General features: G+C 56.1%; 16 protein-coding genes and 3 pseudogenes. 7 read left to right on the top strand and 12 right to left on the bottom strand.

Annotated elements, in window-relative coordinates:
- Nucleotides 1–17 precede the first annotated feature (17 nt).
- On the top strand, nucleotides 18–959 hold the full coding sequence (locus ACIPZE_RS12825; RefSeq protein WP_400773150.1) for a LysR family transcriptional regulator: 942 nt from the start codon (nucleotides 18–20) through the stop codon (nucleotides 957–959).
- Here the strand turns inward: ACIPZE_RS12825 and ACIPZE_RS12820 are convergent, their stop codons facing one another.
- The 5 genes and pseudogenes from ACIPZE_RS12820 to ACIPZE_RS12800 all read right to left on the bottom strand — a co-directional run bounded on the left by ACIPZE_RS12820 (nucleotide 960) and on the right by ACIPZE_RS12800 (nucleotide 5014).
- Complete coding sequence (locus tag ACIPZE_RS12820) at nucleotides 960–1493, bottom strand: DUF1003 domain-containing protein (RefSeq protein WP_129395147.1); 534 nt, start codon at nucleotides 1491–1493, stop codon at nucleotides 960–962.
- 178 nt (nucleotides 1494–1671) lie between these two features.
- A pseudogene (locus ACIPZE_RS12815) lies at nucleotides 1672–2109 on the bottom strand (methyl-accepting chemotaxis protein); the annotation flags it as partial.
- 108 nt (nucleotides 2110–2217) lie between these two features.
- Nucleotides 2218–2901: pseudogene (locus ACIPZE_RS12810) on the bottom strand (PAS domain-containing protein); the annotation flags it as partial.
- Nucleotides 2902–3180: 279 nt separating this feature from the next.
- Nucleotides 3181–4248 carry a diguanylate cyclase gene (locus tag ACIPZE_RS12805; protein WP_400773225.1) on the bottom strand — a complete coding sequence of 356 codons (1068 nt, stop codon included), beginning with the start codon at nucleotides 4246–4248 and terminating at the stop codon, nucleotides 3181–3183.
- 157 nt (nucleotides 4249–4405) lie between these two features.
- Nucleotides 4406–5014, bottom strand: a complete 609-nt coding sequence (locus tag ACIPZE_RS12800; protein WP_400773148.1) for a TetR/AcrR family transcriptional regulator — start codon at nucleotides 5012–5014, stop codon at nucleotides 4406–4408.
- Between the two features lie 215 nt (nucleotides 5015–5229).
- On the opposite strand from ACIPZE_RS12800, the gene ACIPZE_RS12795 reads away from it, so the two are divergent.
- A complete protein-coding gene (locus tag ACIPZE_RS12795; RefSeq protein WP_400773146.1) occupies nucleotides 5230–6285 on the top strand; it encodes an MBL fold metallo-hydrolase in 1056 nt (351 codons plus the stop codon).
- Nucleotides 6286–6297: 12 nt separating this feature from the next.
- Here ACIPZE_RS12795 and ACIPZE_RS12790 read toward each other — a convergent pair whose 3' ends face one another.
- The 4 genes from ACIPZE_RS12790 to ACIPZE_RS12775 all read right to left on the bottom strand — a co-directional run bounded on the left by ACIPZE_RS12790 (nucleotide 6298) and on the right by ACIPZE_RS12775 (nucleotide 8194).
- On the bottom strand, nucleotides 6298–6618 hold the full coding sequence (locus ACIPZE_RS12790) for a helix-turn-helix domain-containing protein (RefSeq protein ID WP_129395143.1): 321 nt from the start codon (nucleotides 6616–6618) through the stop codon (nucleotides 6298–6300).
- Nucleotides 6605–6973, bottom strand: a complete 369-nt coding sequence (locus ACIPZE_RS12785; protein ID WP_400773223.1) for a type II toxin-antitoxin system RelE/ParE family toxin — start codon at nucleotides 6971–6973, stop codon at nucleotides 6605–6607. Before ACIPZE_RS12785 ends, ACIPZE_RS12790 begins: the two co-directional genes overlap by 14 nt.
- A gap of 42 nt (nucleotides 6974–7015) precedes the next feature.
- Nucleotides 7016–7333: an XRE family transcriptional regulator gene (locus ACIPZE_RS12780; RefSeq protein WP_400773144.1), complete on the bottom strand. Its 318-nt coding sequence runs from the start codon at nucleotides 7331–7333 to the stop codon at nucleotides 7016–7018.
- A gap of 93 nt (nucleotides 7334–7426) precedes the next feature.
- Entirely contained in the window at nucleotides 7427–8194 is a 768-nt protein-coding gene (locus ACIPZE_RS12775; RefSeq protein WP_283439182.1) for a helix-turn-helix domain-containing protein, read from the bottom strand.
- A gap of 112 nt (nucleotides 8195–8306) precedes the next feature.
- Here ACIPZE_RS12775 and ACIPZE_RS12770 point away from each other — a divergent pair, with 112 nt between their 5' ends.
- The 4 genes from ACIPZE_RS12770 (at nucleotide 8307) to ACIPZE_RS12755 (ending at nucleotide 11586) form a co-directional block, all read left to right on the top strand.
- A complete protein-coding gene (locus ACIPZE_RS12770; protein WP_400773142.1) occupies nucleotides 8307–9122 on the top strand; it encodes a sulfite exporter TauE/SafE family protein in 816 nt (271 codons plus the stop codon).
- Nucleotides 9123–9195: 73 nt separating this feature from the next.
- The gene (locus ACIPZE_RS12765; RefSeq protein ID WP_129395139.1) at nucleotides 9196–9558 is read left to right on the top strand and encodes a hypothetical protein; all 363 of its coding nucleotides are present in this window, start codon (nucleotides 9196–9198) and stop codon (nucleotides 9556–9558) included.
- A 32-nt stretch (nucleotides 9559–9590) separates the two neighbouring features.
- Nucleotides 9591–10310 (top strand): DUF6933 domain-containing protein, encoded by a 720-nt coding sequence (locus ACIPZE_RS12760; protein ID WP_400773140.1) that lies wholly within the window; start codon nucleotides 9591–9593, stop codon nucleotides 10308–10310.
- Nucleotides 10311–10395: 85 nt separating this feature from the next.
- Nucleotides 10396–11586, top strand: a complete 1191-nt coding sequence (locus ACIPZE_RS12755; RefSeq protein ID WP_400773138.1) for a hypothetical protein — start codon at nucleotides 10396–10398, stop codon at nucleotides 11584–11586.
- A gap of 3 nt (nucleotides 11587–11589) precedes the next feature.
- Here ACIPZE_RS12755 and ACIPZE_RS12750 read toward each other — a convergent pair whose 3' ends face one another.
- The 3 genes and pseudogenes from ACIPZE_RS12750 to ACIPZE_RS12740 form a co-directional block, all read right to left on the bottom strand.
- On the bottom strand, nucleotides 11590–12579 hold the full coding sequence (locus tag ACIPZE_RS12750) for a hypothetical protein (protein ID WP_400773137.1): 990 nt from the start codon (nucleotides 12577–12579) through the stop codon (nucleotides 11590–11592).
- A gap of 273 nt (nucleotides 12580–12852) precedes the next feature.
- A pseudogene (locus tag ACIPZE_RS12745) lies at nucleotides 12853–13101 on the bottom strand (phage antirepressor protein); the annotation flags it as partial.
- 10 nt (nucleotides 13102–13111) lie between these two features.
- Nucleotides 13112–13531, bottom strand: coding sequence for a very short patch repair endonuclease (locus ACIPZE_RS12740; protein ID WP_400773135.1), 420 nt, complete (start codon nucleotides 13529–13531; stop codon nucleotides 13112–13114).
- 421 nt (nucleotides 13532–13952) lie between these two features.
- Between ACIPZE_RS12740 and ACIPZE_RS12735 the strand changes: the two genes are divergently transcribed.
- Nucleotides 13953–15809, top strand: coding sequence for a hypothetical protein (locus ACIPZE_RS12735; protein WP_400773133.1), 1857 nt, complete (start codon nucleotides 13953–13955; stop codon nucleotides 15807–15809).

Below are 15809 nucleotides of genomic sequence, written 5' to 3'. Positions count from 1 at the left end.
AGCTACCTCGTCACAGGTTGTCGGTTGCAGGCACTCACTATAGATTGGCGCTCACGCACTCAATATGGGCGTTTCCCCAAGTGATCAATGCAGTGACGCACTATCAACTCGACCATGCGGATCTGGCGCTGATCCTCGCCCTCGTGCGCGGCGGCTCTCTGGCACGGGCGGCGCAGCTTTTGAAAGTAGACGTCTCCACGGTATTTCGCGCCGTGCGCCGGCTCGAAACCGCCCTCGGCCAGCAACTATTTGAAAAAAGCCGCGCCGGTTACTTGCCGACGACGCTCGCGCAGACGCTGGCCGAGCAAGCCGAACGCGCCGAACAGGCATTGGAAGCGGCGCGGATTGGCGTGGAGCAGGGCGGTGCTGTGGTCAGCGGCACGGTGCGCCTGACCTGCACCGATTCGGTGTTGCAAGGTTTGCTGCTGCCAGCGCTGGCGCAATTCATGCCCAATTACCCGGCGCTGACGATCGAGCTGAGCACCTCCAACGATTTTGCCAACCTCAGCCGCCGCGATGCCGACATCGCTTTGCGCCTGACGCGCACACCGCCGGAGCATCTGGTCGGACGGCAACTGGCGAAGATTTCCTACCGGGTCTGCGCCAGTACGCGTTATCTGCAGAACGTTGATCCCGCCGACCTGACCGCGCTGACCTGGATCGCCCCCGACGACTTTTTGCCCGATCACCCGACCATCGCCTGGCGTCGCCAGCACTTGCCCGGCGTGACTCCGGGCTATCGCTGCAACAGCATGCTGTCGGTGACCGAACTGGTACGCGCCGGACTGGGTGTGGCGGCATTGCCGGACTTTCTGATCAGCGATGGTTTACAGGCTTTGGGCGAGCCGTTGCACGGTTATGACACGGCGCTGTGGCTACTGACTCGCCCGGATTGCCGGGCATTACGTTCGGTGGTGACGCTGTTCGATGAACTCGGCCGGGCGTTACGCTTGCCGTGATCAGCGCTGCGGGTTTTGCCGCATGTGATCGTGCAACTCGCTGGTCAGGCTTTCGATGCGCTCGGTCAGGCTTTTGGTCATCTCGGTCAGGCGAGTGTTCTGCTCCAGCAGTTCGAGCAATTGCGCGGTGTTCTTCGCCGCTTGGGCCTGGCGCTCAGTGTTGGCCTGGGCCAAGGCCTCGCGGTGTAGCGCATCGGCATCTGCCTGCGCCTTGTCGCGCGCCGCCTGGCGGGTTTGCGCCAGCAGGATCAACGGCGCGGCGTAGGCTGATTGCAGGCTGAACGCGAGGTTCAACAGAATGAACGGATACACGTCGAAGGTGGTCACGCCGAACACGTTCAGACACACCCACAACACCACGATCAGGGTTTGCGCACCGAGGAAAGTCGGCGTGCCGAAGAATCGTGCAAACGCCTCGGCGCGCAGGGCGAAGGTGTCGTTGCCGAAGGTTGTGGCCAGATGGGCGTGAGGGCGGTGGAAGCGCAGATGATCGACGGGGGCTGTTTCAGGTGTGGCGGGTTTTTCTGTGGTCATGGTGCACTCGGCAGGACGTAGGACGTGTAGTCACTATAGCTCTGCGTAGTGGCGGCCGGCCTCTGCGCGGGCAAACCCGCCCCCACAGGTTCAGCGGTCGTACACAAAAAGTGTGGTTGACCCGGTTCCTGTGGGAACCGGGCTTGCCCGCGATGGCGGCGACGCGGTCTATCTGCCTTTAACCCGGCGCCCGCTCATTGGCAAACATGCTCACGGCATCCACCGCTTCACTGGCGCCGTCGCGAATCTGCAGAATCACCGTGCCTGCCTGGTCCGCCAATTCAACACCCTGCGCAGCGCGGCCACGAGTGCCCTCCATGCTCTTGATCGCTTGGCGGGTCTCGCTCTGGATCAAGCCGATCATGCTGGAAATCTCCGCCGTCGAACCGCTGGTGCGCGCCGCCAATTGCCGGACCTCATCCGCCACCACGGCAAACCCGCGACCTTGCTCACCGGCGCGCGCGGCTTCGATGGCGGCGTTGAGCGCGAGCAGATTGGTCTGATCGGCAATCGCGCGGATGGTGTTGACGATCGCGGTGATCTGTTCGGACCGTTCGCCAAGCTGGGCGATCAAGGTTGAAGACTGCGCGATGTCTTCGGCGATGTCGCGCATTTCACTGGCGGCTTGCTGAATCACCTGCGTGCCTTGTTCGGCGACTTTTCGGGTCGCCACCGAGATGTGATAAGCGGCGCTGGCACTGCGCGCGTCTTGCTCATGCTGCTCGACCCGCGCGGTGACGTCCGAGGCAAACTTGACCACTTTGCACAACCGCCCGGCAGCATCGTAAACCGGGTTGTAATTGGCCTCCAGCCACACCGTTTGCCCACGTTTATCGACACGTTCGAATTGCCCATGGAAGAACTCGCCCTGATTCAAGCGCCGCCAGAAATCCTCATAGGCACCGCTGTTCGTCAGTTCAGCGGTACAGAACAATCGGTGATGTTTGCCCTTGAGCTCGGCGAGGGTGTAACCCATGCGTGTGAGAAAATTCTGATTGGCCGTAAGAATACTGCCGTCGAGGTTGAATTCGATGACCGCCATCGCCCGGTCGATGGCCTGCAGCTTGGCGTTGGATTCGCTTTCCTGCTGCATCTTTGCGCTCACGTCCATGGCGTACTTGACCACTTTGACTACGCGTCCCGAAGCATCCTTGATCGGGTTGTAGCTGGCCTCAAGCCAGATCGGTTGTCCCTTGCTGTTGACCCGTTCAAACGTGCCGGACAGGAACTGGCCGTTTTTCAAGCGTGACCACATCTCGGTGTATTGCGCGCTGCGCCCGAACGCCGGCGCACAGAAATGCCGATGCGCCTGACCAATCGCCTGTTCCGCCGTGTAGCCCATGGTCTTGAGAAAGTTGTCATTGGCGCGCAACACCACGCCGTCGAGGTCGAATTCAATCACCGCCATCGAGCGATTGATCGCATCAAGCAGACCGTTCTGCTCGGTAACGGTGTGTTGGAGATCGTCGAGGGCGGACTTCTGGCGATTGAAGAACATGCGTGCAGTACTCTGGAAGTAGGGAAGATGGAGGATTCAGTCCCTATTTCCGCGCTGGCAGACCGAATGCACAGCTGGCATTCGGCGGTGACTGCTCAATGCCAGTGTTCCTTGCTGGCAGTTAGCTACTTATACAAAACTTCAGAAACTTGTACAAGAAAGTCATTTTCTGCGTTTTTGTACAAGTTTTCAGACGCTAGCATGATTGGACGCAGTGCGCGTCAAGGCGACGCTGACAGTATTGCGACCCGTGTGTTTGGCGGTGTAGAGCGCTTTATCGGCATCGTCGAGCCATTCGAGTGCATCGGTGTAGACGTTTTGATAACCCGCCAGACCGATACTCAGGCTCACTCGCAACTCGGGAACATCGGGGTGACGATACTGTTGCAGGGCATTGCGCAACTGCTCCATCAGCGTTTCGGCCTTGTTCAGCGCCAGGTTCGGCAGAATCACGCAGAACTCGTCACCGCCATAGCGCCCCGCCAATTCATGCTCATCGAGCAGGTTTCTGAGCTCCTTGCTCATCTGCCGCAACGCGGCATCGCCGACGATATGTCCATAGCTGTCGTTGATCATCTTGAAGTGATCGATGTCGATCAGCGCGAGCATCGCTTGAGTGTTGTGCTGGCGACACTGTTGAAACTTCAGGTGCAGCAGGTCTTTCCAGGCGCCGTGATTGAGCAGGCCGGTCAGGCTGTCGGTTCGGCTCAGGGCACTGAGAGCGCGTTTGTGTTGAGAGAGTTTGATCGCCAGGCGATAGCAGACCATGCCCAACGCCAATGGATACAGGGTGAGCATCGGCAGACAGGCCCAGACTTGTGTCTGCGTCATGGTCAGGTTGAATTTGACGCCGAAGATCGACCAGCCCAGTAGCACACCGGCGAGCTGGGCGAGGGCGCCGAACAAGAACAGTCGATAGCCGCCGGCGGCGACGTTGTTCATGGTCATCATCGACAGGATGGTCACGGTAGTCAGCGGGCTGAACTGAAAACTCGCCGCCCAGAATCCCCCGCACAGCGAGTCATACAACAGGTTGCGGCGTTCGGCCTGATAGGGGAATGCCGAGCGCGTCGACACTTGATAGGCCAGATGCGGCCAGAAAAAGCCGTTGAACACCAGTAATGCCCAGAGCCAGCCCGGCAGGTTCAGTGGATACAACGCGGCCCCGACGCTGAAAAAACCGATACCCAGCCCAATGGCCCGTGGCAGGTAAATGCGTCTGGCGAATGACAAGCCTTTGCCGCGTTGGTTTTCCATGGTGCCCTGCGCGAAATTCATCCTGAAATACTTTGCAGTATATTTCTTCAGGTCGACCGTCCGTCGGTCGATTGTCGGACATTGTCATTTATTCCAACGGGAATAATCAGTGTCCTTCCGAGCCATTTACGCGAAGGCAGGTGCAGGGGAGAGGGTTTTACAGTTGGTAGTGCGCGAGGAACATCTCCAGCGCCGACTCCGCCACTGTGTTCTGCATCTCGACATCAAGCGCCGCGCGGCCCATCGACATCTGCGGCCAGAAACCAAAGGTCTTGAGCAAGCCCTGTACCTGGTTCGCAGCGAATTGCGGGTCGACCGGTTTCAAGCGGCCATCGGCTTGCGCGGCACGAATCCACACGGTCAGGCCTTCCTCGCGCTCACCCATGCGCTCGACCATATTTTGCGCGCGTTCCGGCGAATGAATGGTCGCGGCAATCGCCACTCGCGCCAGGGTCAGGAAGTTTTCGTCAGCCATCATCTGCACTTTGGCCTGGAGCATCTGCCGCAATTGCTCGCGCAGTGGCTGTTCAGGGTTGTACGTCACCGCCTGCTCGGCGCTGATCCGCGTCCATAACTGGTTGAGAATTTCGGCGAACAGCTCTTCCTTGCTGGGAAAATGGTTGTACACCGTGCGCTTCGACACACCGGCGGTGGCGGCGATCCTGTCCATGCTGGTGATCTCGAAACCGTTGTCACGGAATTCGGCAATCGCCGCCTGAATAATGGCTTCGCGTTTACGGTCGGTGAGTCGCTGTGGAGCTGTCATAAGTACGCTTCGGCAGAGAAAAGTTGAAATTACACTTGGTAGTTTACTTGTCATCCACTTTGATGCAACCTAGAAACTACACCGATCAGTGTAATGTTGCGTTAATCCTCGCAACCTAAAAAACAGAAAGTTCGGCCTGTGCGTGCAGCCTTGGCCATTTATCGTCCCACCGCGAAACACCGTGAATTACACGGTGTTTCTGGAGTCATTCAGTCATGGCCAATCCAGTTTCTCTCCCGGATCACACATCCACGCCTGAAGCCTCTCGCCAGGATCAAGGGCTGTTCCGCAACCACGCGCCAGTGCAGCGCGAAGGCCTGCGCAAAATGCTGCGGATCATGTGGAAGATGATTTTCCACAAGCCACGCAACACCCGCCCGGCTGCAGCGATTCCAGTACAACCACTAAGCCGCGAAGAGCTGCTGGCGGCGCCAAACCACAGCGTCTTTCGCCTTGGTCATTCGACCCTGCTGCTGAAGTTGCGCGACAAATTCTTTATCACCGACCCGGTCTTCGCCGAGCGCGCATCGCCGGTGCAGTGGGCCGGACCGAAACGTTTCCATCAACCTCCAATCAGCATTGACCAGTTGCCGCCGATCGAAGCGGTGATCCTCTCGCACAATCACTACGACCACCTCGACTACGAAGCGGTGCTCAAACTTGCCGCCAAGACCAATTACTTCCTGACCCCGTTGGGCGTCGGCGACACCTTGATCAAATGGGGCATCGACGCCAGCAAAGTCCGCCAGTACGACTGGTGGCAGGGCACTGAAATTGCCGGCATTCGCTTCGTTGCCACGCCATCACAACATTTTTCCGGCCGCGGTCTGTTCGACGGCAACAGCACGTTGTGGGCGTCGTGGGTGATGATCGACGGCGACACCCGAATCTTCTTCAGCGGCGACAGCGGTTACTTCGACGGCTTCAAACGCATCGGCGAACAATACGGCCCGTTCGACCTGACCCTGATGGAAACCGGTGCCTACAACGTCGAATGGCCGCACGTGCACATGCAACCGGAAGAAACCTTGCAGGCGCACATCGACCTCAAGGGGCGCTGGCTGTTTCCGATCCACAACGGCACGTTCGATCTGGCGATGCACGCCTGGCATGAACCGTTCGACCGGATTCTGGCGCTGGCCTGGGAACGTAGCGTTTCCATTACCACGCCACGGATGGGTGAGGCGTTTAACCTGGCGCAGCCGCAACGTGGAGAGGCGTGGTGGTTAGCGGTTGAAGGGGAGAGCGAGGCGGTGGTACAGAGCGCCTGACGACCTTTCGCGTCAAGCAAACACCACTTCAATTCGGCCCTCTTTTCGGGAACGGGGAGCCGCCTTAACGACGATTTGCACATCTCGTCCGAGATGAGAAAGGCACTCCATCATTTTGGCCTCGCTGATACCGCGAAATTTCCCGCGCAGCATTTCGGATAGTTTGGGTTGTGAAAGTCCCAAAATCTCCGAGGCTTGAATTTGAGTGAGATGGCGTGCCTTGATGATCTCGCCGATCTTTGCCGCCAACTGGGCTTTGACCTGCATTTCGCTGGAATCAGGCAAGCCGAGATCCTGGTAGACGTTCCCGCTACCTTCTTCAATTTCTATCATTTTCTGATCCTTTCGCATGGTCCTGAGCGGCTCTAAGTCTGCTTCGGATTAGATCGACGTCAGCCTGAGCAGTCTTAATCCCACTCTTCGACTTCTTCTGAAAACAGTGCAACACATAAATGGCACTGCCGAAACGAACCGTGTAAATGGCGCGGTAGGTGTTGGTATCGAAGTCTTCGATCAGCTCCAGTACACCTGAGCCTCCAAACCCTTTCAGGGGTTTTGCATCCGGATGCTTCAAACCACTCTGGGCCAAATCCAGTGCATAACCAAAAACATCCTGTACGTCTGTGGGCATCTGCTTGAGATCTTTCTTGCTACTGCAGATCCACAAGAGCGGCTTCCTTGCACTTATGCGAAAATATACCTATTTAGGAATAAAGATCAACTCGTTCTCTCAATCAGCCATCGCATAATCCCCACGCCGCACCGATTCCGATGAAGCGCACTGACCACTCGCACTACGGCCCGGTGCAAACCCCGGAAAGAACACCAACCCCTGCGCCTCAAACCGGTAAGCCAACGCCAGCCGCGCCGCATCCGCGACCTCCTGCTGCGCTTCGAACCGTTGAATGTCTTCCACCGCAACCTCAGTCTCGCGCGACAGTTGTTCCGCGCTCCAGCCCAGCATCGCTCGGGCCTGGACGCAATGCGTCGGGGTGAACTGGAAAAGGGCAATGCGTTCGAGGATGTGGTTCATCGCAAGAGAGGCCATGGTGTGCTCCGGGCTCAAGAGTGCTGATTGAAAATGTACTGTGTTTTTGTACAGTTGTTTTCGGCCGGGATCAAACGCATTTTTTGATTTGCCCTAGTTCGCCGCCTGCAACCAGACGGACGGTGCCTGACCGAGGATCCGCCGGAACATCGTCGAGAACGCCGCCGGGCTTTCATAACCGAAGTCCAATGCAATCCGCGTTACCGCTTCGCCCGCCGCCAGCCTGGCCAGCGCGAGCACCACGCAGGCACGCTGACGCCACTGGCTGAAACTCAGCCCGGTCTGTTGGCGGAAGAGTCGATTGAAGGTGCGCAAGCTTACGTGCAACTGCTCCGCCCACTGTTGCGGTGTTTGATGCGCATTGGGTTGATGCAGAAAACTCTGACACAGCGCGAGCAGCTTTCCGTCAGCCGGCAGCGGAATGTGCAAGGGCAGCGGCGCACTGCGCGCCAGTTCATGCAGGAGCAAATCGATCAACACACCATCGCGGCCCGCCTCGTCGTATTCCAACGGCAACTCCACCGCCTCCATCAGCAAATGCCGCAGCAGTGGCGACACACTGATCACCTGGCAACGCTCACCCAGATCCACCGCTTCCGGTTCGATGTACACACTGCGAGTGCTGACCCCAAGCATCAACACCTCATGCGCCACCCCCGGCGGAATCCACACCGCCCGCTGCGGCGGCACCACCCAGTTGCCGTCATGGGTGCTGACCTGCATCACCCCGGTCGCGCCGTAGAGCAATTGCGCCCGTCGGTGCGTATGACGCGGTAACAGATGACCGTAGGAATAATCCGTGCCGATCGCCACTACCGCGCGCGGCGTGTCATCCAGCAGATTGATCGAAACATTGCGCATCGAACGATTCTCAAGGCTTGGCGTAAACGCAAACATTATTGGCTGAGTTGCTGAAGCAGGCCAAGTTGTGCCGCTCTATCTTCGTGAGCTTTCCCTAAAAGGACGCCGCGAAATGTTCTACCTCTTGCTCACACTCTTCGGCTGCCTGACCGGCATCACCGCCGTGCTGTTCGGCTTCGGCGGCGGCTTCGTCGTTGTGCCGCTGCTCTATCGCCTGCTCACCGCCAGCCACGGCGCCGACGACCCGATCGGCCAATCGGCAATGCACATCTCCGTCGCCACCTCGACCTGCGTGATGATCGTCAACGCCCTGATCGCCACCGACAAACATCGCCGCGCCGGCAACCTCATCCGCCATTACCTGTGGCCATTGGGCGGGTTTATTGCAGTGGGCTCAGTGGTCGGCGCGATAGCGGCGGTGTGGGTCAGTGGCGAGGTAATTCGCTTCGCGTTCATCGCCTACCTCGGCGTGACCATTGTCGACTGCCTGCTCAGGCGCGGGTTTCTCACTCAGAACGCAAACGTCATCCCACGCCGACTTGGCAGCACAGAAACTTCCGCAGGGGGTGTAGGCATCGGCGCCATCGCTACGTTTCTTGGTGTAGGAGGCAGCGTCATGACCGTGCCGTTGTTGCGCCGTTGCGGGCTGAGCATGTCGCAAGCGACGTCCATGGCCAATCCGCTGAGCGTACCGGTGGCATTGGCTGGGACGCTGACGTACATGGCGCTGGCCGGGTTCAGTCAGGCTGACCTGGGCACGTGGTTTGTCGGGTATGTGGATCTGCTCGCGTTTGCGGTGCTGACGGTTGGTTCGCTCATCGGGATTCGATTGGCCGCGCCATGGATTGGGCGGATCCCGGATCGGGTGCATGCCTGGGTCTATATTGGTTTGCTGGTCTTGGTGATGCTGAGTATGTGGACGAAATGAACTGCTGCTTTGTATCTTTGGAAGTCCAGACGAAAAATTCGAACGCCTCAAGAAAAAAGCGCGGAGAGAAACCATGTCGATCATTGAAAGTGACTGGAAGAAGTTCAAGGAGCTGCGCAAAATCGCACTCGACCGGTTTTGCCAAGGCGTTATCACCGACACCAGAACCATCACTCAGCACGGAGCCCTTTCGGCGCATGCGCGCTACGGCATGATCTACGGACTGATCAATGATCGGAACCACGACATGGCCCGCATGTTCGATGACCTCGCACGATCCTCCGCACTATGGAAGTTGACCTTGATGGTCTCGCATGACCTTTTGACTGACGCGGAGTTATCAATCTTGAGCGATGATGCGCGCAAGTTACTTTCTGATATTGAGCGTCGGCATTATGAAATTGAGTGGGTCGATGAAATTGCTCATGATGACTGACCATTCTCCCCAGCACTTTCCAGAGAATCAGAATGTTGATCTTCAATTGCACCGAAGCCGCCAGCAAGTTTTTCAGTCGTGTCCACAAGGGCAAAAAGATCACGCCGGTGGACACTAATCCGCCGTCCTCAATCATTGAAGATGATGAGCTGAGTGGCGCTGACGAGCAGTGGCTGGTGCACGCGATAACGGTACAACGCAAGCATGTGTTGCTGGTCATTCACGTCCAGACTCGTTATTGCCTGATTTTCGCTGATGCGAGAAAGGCTGACACAGAAGACTTTGTTGATCGATTTGTGGATCGTTGGGTCAAGGGGATAGTGATCAACGCACATCATCATGACCTCGGGCAGTGGCTTAACCCTGAGTTGATGTTGGCGCGGCTGAAACAGACTTGTGAGCATCAACGGTTCTATCGACGCAGCCATCGCAGCGCGCAAAAACACATTGATGAGATTGCATGGATTTTCCAGGACAAGGTCGCCCATACGGGGTCTTTGCCACCGGATGAAATCACCGCGATGGTATTTGACGAGCAAATGAATGACACGCCCAGGAACAGCAAGGGCGCCAAGTCTTACTACTTTCCGAATGAGGAAATGGCGCTTCACTGGCTGCGTCATTACTGCTTTCTTGATGACGTCCAGCTTCATGCTGCCAAGGAACGTCGCCAACAAATGGTTCGGGAAATTGCTGCCCTCGAGCGCGAAGCCTGGCTTGAAAAGTACGAGCAAGAAAACTCGAATAGTTAAGCCGCCCCCGCCATAATCCGTAGCGTATTTTTCAGCGTCGGCGCCTGTGTGCCGACGCGACCTCCACTCCTTCAAGGATTGATTCATGCTCAAGGGACTGATGCGCCTGGCACCATATGCCGCAGCGCTGTTCACACTGATTTCCACTGCCCATGCCGAAGATGGCCGGCGCGTGTTTACCGGCACATTGGGCAAGACGGCGATTGTTGTTGAACTCAACACCACACAGCAGGACGAAGTCACTGGACGCTATTTCTACGAGAAATATCACCGCGACCTGGCACTCAGCGGTTCGCTGCAGGACAGCACGCTGAGCCTCGTCGAAGGCAATAACCGCTACGGTGACGACAAGCCGCTGCCGACCTTGAAGCTGGAAGAAACCGGCAACGGCTGGCAGGGCGAATGGCAAAGTCCGCAGGGCAAAAAGCTGCCGGTGAAACTCACCGAGGCCAGACTTCCCGCGCCCACCTCAGCAACTTTACCTTTCATTGCCGCACTGCCATACGGCGAGCCTTACGAGTATTTGCGCCTGCAGGGACTCAAGCTAAAACCGGCGAAGAAAGAAAACTTCATGGGCTACGACCTGCAGTGGTGGACGGAGCCTGAGACAAAGATTTCGCTGTTCAGCGTGGAGTCCGGATTATCGAAAGATGATCAGCAACGGGTTAACCAGCAGTTGCTCGGGCGCCTCTGGAATGAAGTCATCAGTTACCACAGCTGCCAGTTACAGGGCGGGGAGAACGTGGAGTTCATGCAACAGGCAGAACCGAAAATGATCTCGCCAGCCGTGGTCAGCCTGAACATCTCGACCAGCTATTACTGCGGCGGCGCGCATCCCGACTTCGGCGATTCACCCCTCAACATTGATGTAAAAACCGGCCACCCATTGTCACTCGAAGATGTGCTGTGGGTCGGAGACGGCAAACCGCTGCTACATGCCGAGCGCGATAGCCAAGGCGACAAACCGCTGAGCAAGGCCGAAAGTGACGCGCGTTATCAGTATGAAAGCAAAGAGTTCGTACCTTGGGTGATCAAGCAATTCACCGCCCTGTACCCCACAGAAATGAAGAAACCGTCGGGAGATGACGACTGCAACTTCCAGGATGAGAGCATCTGGGGCACTTCACCTTGGTACTTCACCGAGAAGGGCTTGTACCTCGGCGCCTACTTCGCTCGCGTGCAACGCTCTTGCGACAGTCCTGACTGGTCGATCCTGCCGTACTCCGTCGTCAAACAACACCCCGGCGCCGTCAAACTGCAACTGCCCCAGGGCTGACCGTCACTCCAGCCCCGGCGCTTCACGAATAATGAAGTGATCCAGGTTCTCGATATTGGCATTGAAGACCTCGAAAGGCTTTTCGGGGTTCTTCTTGCCAGGCACCTGCTTCAACTCCGGCGTCACGCCATAGAAGAAACAGAACAACGCCTTGTCGCTATCCGCCGCGTGCTTGATCTCCTCCAGAAACGCCTTGCGCTTGCGGTAGTTGTCGATCAGCTTCTTGTTCAGATAAACGCTGACCGGATACGGCTTCTTCTTACTGTCCTCGGGCTTCTTGAACCAGACCTTGTCCTCGAAATCGATGCGAAAACTGGCACCGCTGTGGAAGTCCTCGATCTTCTTGATCCGCCCCCAGTAAATCAGCCCCTTGTTGTCCGTCAGATACTCAATCTTCTTGAAGAACGAACTGTACGGCGCCGAATGCTCGCCGACCTTCAACGGCATCCGCTTGAGCAACTCCTTGTCGGCGAAGTTGGAAACAAAACACTCCACCGGATGCGCAAACACACTGGTCTTGTCCGGCGCCGACTCACGCCCCGCCGACTCTTTACCACCGTCCGCCGCCACCCGTACCGGATCATCGCGCAACACATCCGCCACCCCCGCTGGCGCGACAGGCTTGCGCACATACTCACGGCGGGTCAGCAACAACTCCGATGGGAAGTGCTCCTCACGACCGTCATCCACCTCGCCATCCGCCGTCTCAACGCCAGACGCCGACGCCTTCAAACTCACGTACGGACAACCCGCCACATGCTGCGTGGTGGGCAGATTCTTGAAGTGCGGCGTGCGCACGTAATTCACGTTCTTGGCGTTGAACGTACCCAACTCGTTGGACGCCTCGAATGCCGAGCGACAGGCATCGTTGGGGCACTGGAAGTGTTCCTTCGCAGAGTCAAACGCCACCGTCTCATCGAAATTGAGATCGCGAACATCATAGATCGACAACTTGTCGTCGAGGCTGAGGCAGTAGGCGAGATCGAATTTCATGGTGGGGCTCGGATCCTTGAGTGGGGGAGGGGTATTAATAGCGGGAGGCGGCGCGGGTTGCACTGATTGTTTTCAGGATGATGCAAAACCTGTAGGAGCCAGCCTGCTGGCGATTATCGGCACCAACCAAATTTCAATCCTCACACCGCCATTGCAGGCTTCGCGTCACCCTGTGGCGAGGGAGCTTGCTCCCGCTGGCTGCAGAGCAGCCCCAAGCATTTGGAGACACAAAAAATCCGCTGCTTGAACCTCAAACAGCGGATCTTGAAACCGTCAGCAACCACGCAACAATCGCGAAGCCTTGCGCCACCAGGACTCATGACGATTAAACGGATCATTCGCCAACAAACAAGGCATATCTCGCAACCGAATCCACGGCTCATCCTGCCAGTGCAACGTACTCAGCGACATCTGCGGCCAACTCAAAACACTCAACGTCGGACGCTCGACAGATTGCGACGGTCGAGCATCACGCAGCGTTGGCACAACCTGAAGCGTCACCCACTCACGAAGCTGTCGGTATATTTAGGTTTCAAGTACTTAAGCCGAACGTTTTCTGGATTTCTTTACGTAGGAAATCTCTGTTTTTTGTGTCGCATTCCCAAATGACCAGCACTCGCCAACCCAGAGAAAGCAGTGTTTTCTGCGCATGCAGATCCCTCTCAACGTTTTTATCTAATTTTGGTAACCAGAATTCAATCCTACTCTTGGGCGTATACGCATATTTACAGTCGGGATGTCGGTGCCAAAAACAGCCGTGGACAAATATGCACAATCGATGCTTAGGGAAGACCAAGTCAGGTTTTCCGGGTAAGTCTTTCCTGTGCAGGCGAAAGCGAAGTCCCAATTCATGACAAACCGATCGCACGATGATTTCTGGTTTCGTGTTTTTGCCTTTAATCATCGACATGATCTTAGACCGATGTTCTGAGGAGACTATGTCTGCACTCATTGATTCACTCCCAGCTTATCCAGAATTTTGATTTTTTTTCATCACGCGATTTTAGCTTTTTTGCCAAGATTTGCTCTCGATGAAGCTATGCGCATAGAGAGGCGCGGTACCAATTTAGACAAGCATGTGCGTCAGATTGAGCAGCCTGATAATCACAATTGGGATCGGTTCCCTAAGTAAAAGCGGGTTCACGTCAGCTTAGGCGATGGGGGGATTTTCGTCGTGATCACAAAGAGTATCGATGATCCAAAATGGTTGGATCTTGGGGATTTTGACCAATCGAGCCAAGGCGCCAACGCTCGAAGTAGCCGATTAAACAGAATGGGCTCATTCTGGTAGCTGTATAATGGCCATTTGGTTAGACTTTGATACTGATTGTCGCTGCATTGGATCGCCGCATTGTCCGAGGGAGAGAAAGGAATTGACGGAAAACCTAGTTCCGCGCATAAACAGCCACGTTGGTCGTCTTAATCGGTACTTGCCATTTAGTGCCGCACACGAGCAGATCTATGAGGAATACCAGACGGGCGAGGATAGTCTCGAACTCCAGACGGTAGCGCTTGAATATGCGACGCGCGCAGTGTCAAAGGGGGCTCGATGTATCGTTCTTACTGGAGATGCGGGGCACGGGAAAACCCATTTATGCCGCCGTCTCATCGAGTGTGTTCTTGGATATAGCGTTCCTACATCGCGCGAACTCTTGAAGAGTCACTGCAACGCTACTCAATTAATTGAGCATATATCGGATCAGCAACATCCTGGTTTGCGAATCCATAAAGATTTCTCCGAACTAGATCCGCTGGCGGCCGCTTCGCTGCTCGAGAGAAGCGCCGAACGCGGCAACGAAGTATTAGTTGTTTGCGCAAATGAAGGCCGGCTCAGGGCGATCGTTCAGTCGAGCGCTGCAGGCGATGTGTGTCGTCAGATCATTTCATTGTTTGAGCGATCTTTTAGCAGCGGCCTCAGTTCCGAAGATGGCTCCGTCCACATCGTCAATCTCAACTACCAATCAGTTTCATCCGCACGTGCCGGTGGAATAGCAGGCTTGTTGCGTAGGACGCTCCAAAGCTGGGCCGAAGATGGACGCCGCTGGCAAGGTTGTGCAACGTGCTCACTGGTCGACACATGCCCCATCCGACACAATCGAGCGCTCCTCGCGGAGGAGGCGCTCGCAGCACAGCGAATTTCCCGGCTTGAGGAAATGTTTGAGGCGGTCGAGCGTCTTGGTCAAGTAGTTACAATCCGCGAAATGTTGATGCTCGTCTCATACCTCCTGACTGGAGGATTACAGTGCGAAGACGTCCATAAGAAATCCACGACAAAACATAGCAGCGTCGGTTGGCAGCACTCTTGGGCATTTTACAATTTGCTGTTTTCACCCCCTCCCGCTATGTCGGAAGACAGGCTGTACAAAGGAATTCCTGTTCTCACCGTGTTTCGACGGCTTGATCCTGGGAGCATTGCTTCACGAGCGGTTGACGACAGAGTCCTCAATGTGGGAGGGGTGTTTCCTGAAGGGCAGCTGGATCTGCAGTTCCGGTTGGATAGCAAGCTTGTAGATGCAGCTCAAGGACTTGATGATTTCATTGGTAATCCCCAAACCAAGGCGGAACGAGCAAGAGAAACCGAAGTGGGGGCACGTGCGGTGAGGGCTTTACGCCGCAGATCAATTTTTGACGACGCAGCTGCTGAAAAATCCCTAATGGCTCGAATCGGATTCCGTTTTGGTGACGAGTTTCTGAGCGTCATTGCTGAAAGGTTAACCTCTCCCGAGCAAGTTCGATTGAAAAATGTTGTTGTCGCGGGACTTCATTCAATTCAGGGGCTTCGTATGCCAAGGAGTGAAGCAACCCTTCATCTGGTCGATCCCGCTTTTGGGCGTGCAAGCAACGATGCCGCAATAATTGCGCGTCGTATTTCTTCCGCCCAGCTTCAATTGCTTCCAGCGAGGAAAGCTTGGCCAAAGGGTGATGAAGTCTGGAGCATATGTGAATCCGTTGATTGGATCGACAGAACAGTCGTAGTACGGGTTCAAGAACGTGACGGCCGAAACATCGACATAGGATTGGACTTACTGTCCTTTGAGTGCGTTACGAGGTCGGCATCTGGGTACGTTTCTGAGGAATTCTATGCCCAAGAAATTAGACGTATCCGGGCGTTCTTAGGACGCCTTGCTGCTCAGACTAATGTCGTTGATAGTGAGATACAGCTATTCATGGATGGGAAAGTTCAAAGCGTTTCGATAGACATGGGCGTGATTCAAGTAGGAGGGATCTGA

The organism is Pseudomonas sp. NPDC089741 (assembly GCF_044748825.1).
Classification (GTDB): Bacteria; Pseudomonadota; Gammaproteobacteria; order Pseudomonadales; family Pseudomonadaceae; genus Aquipseudomonas; species Aquipseudomonas helmanticensis.
This window is presented reverse-complemented; position numbering and strand designations above follow the sequence as displayed.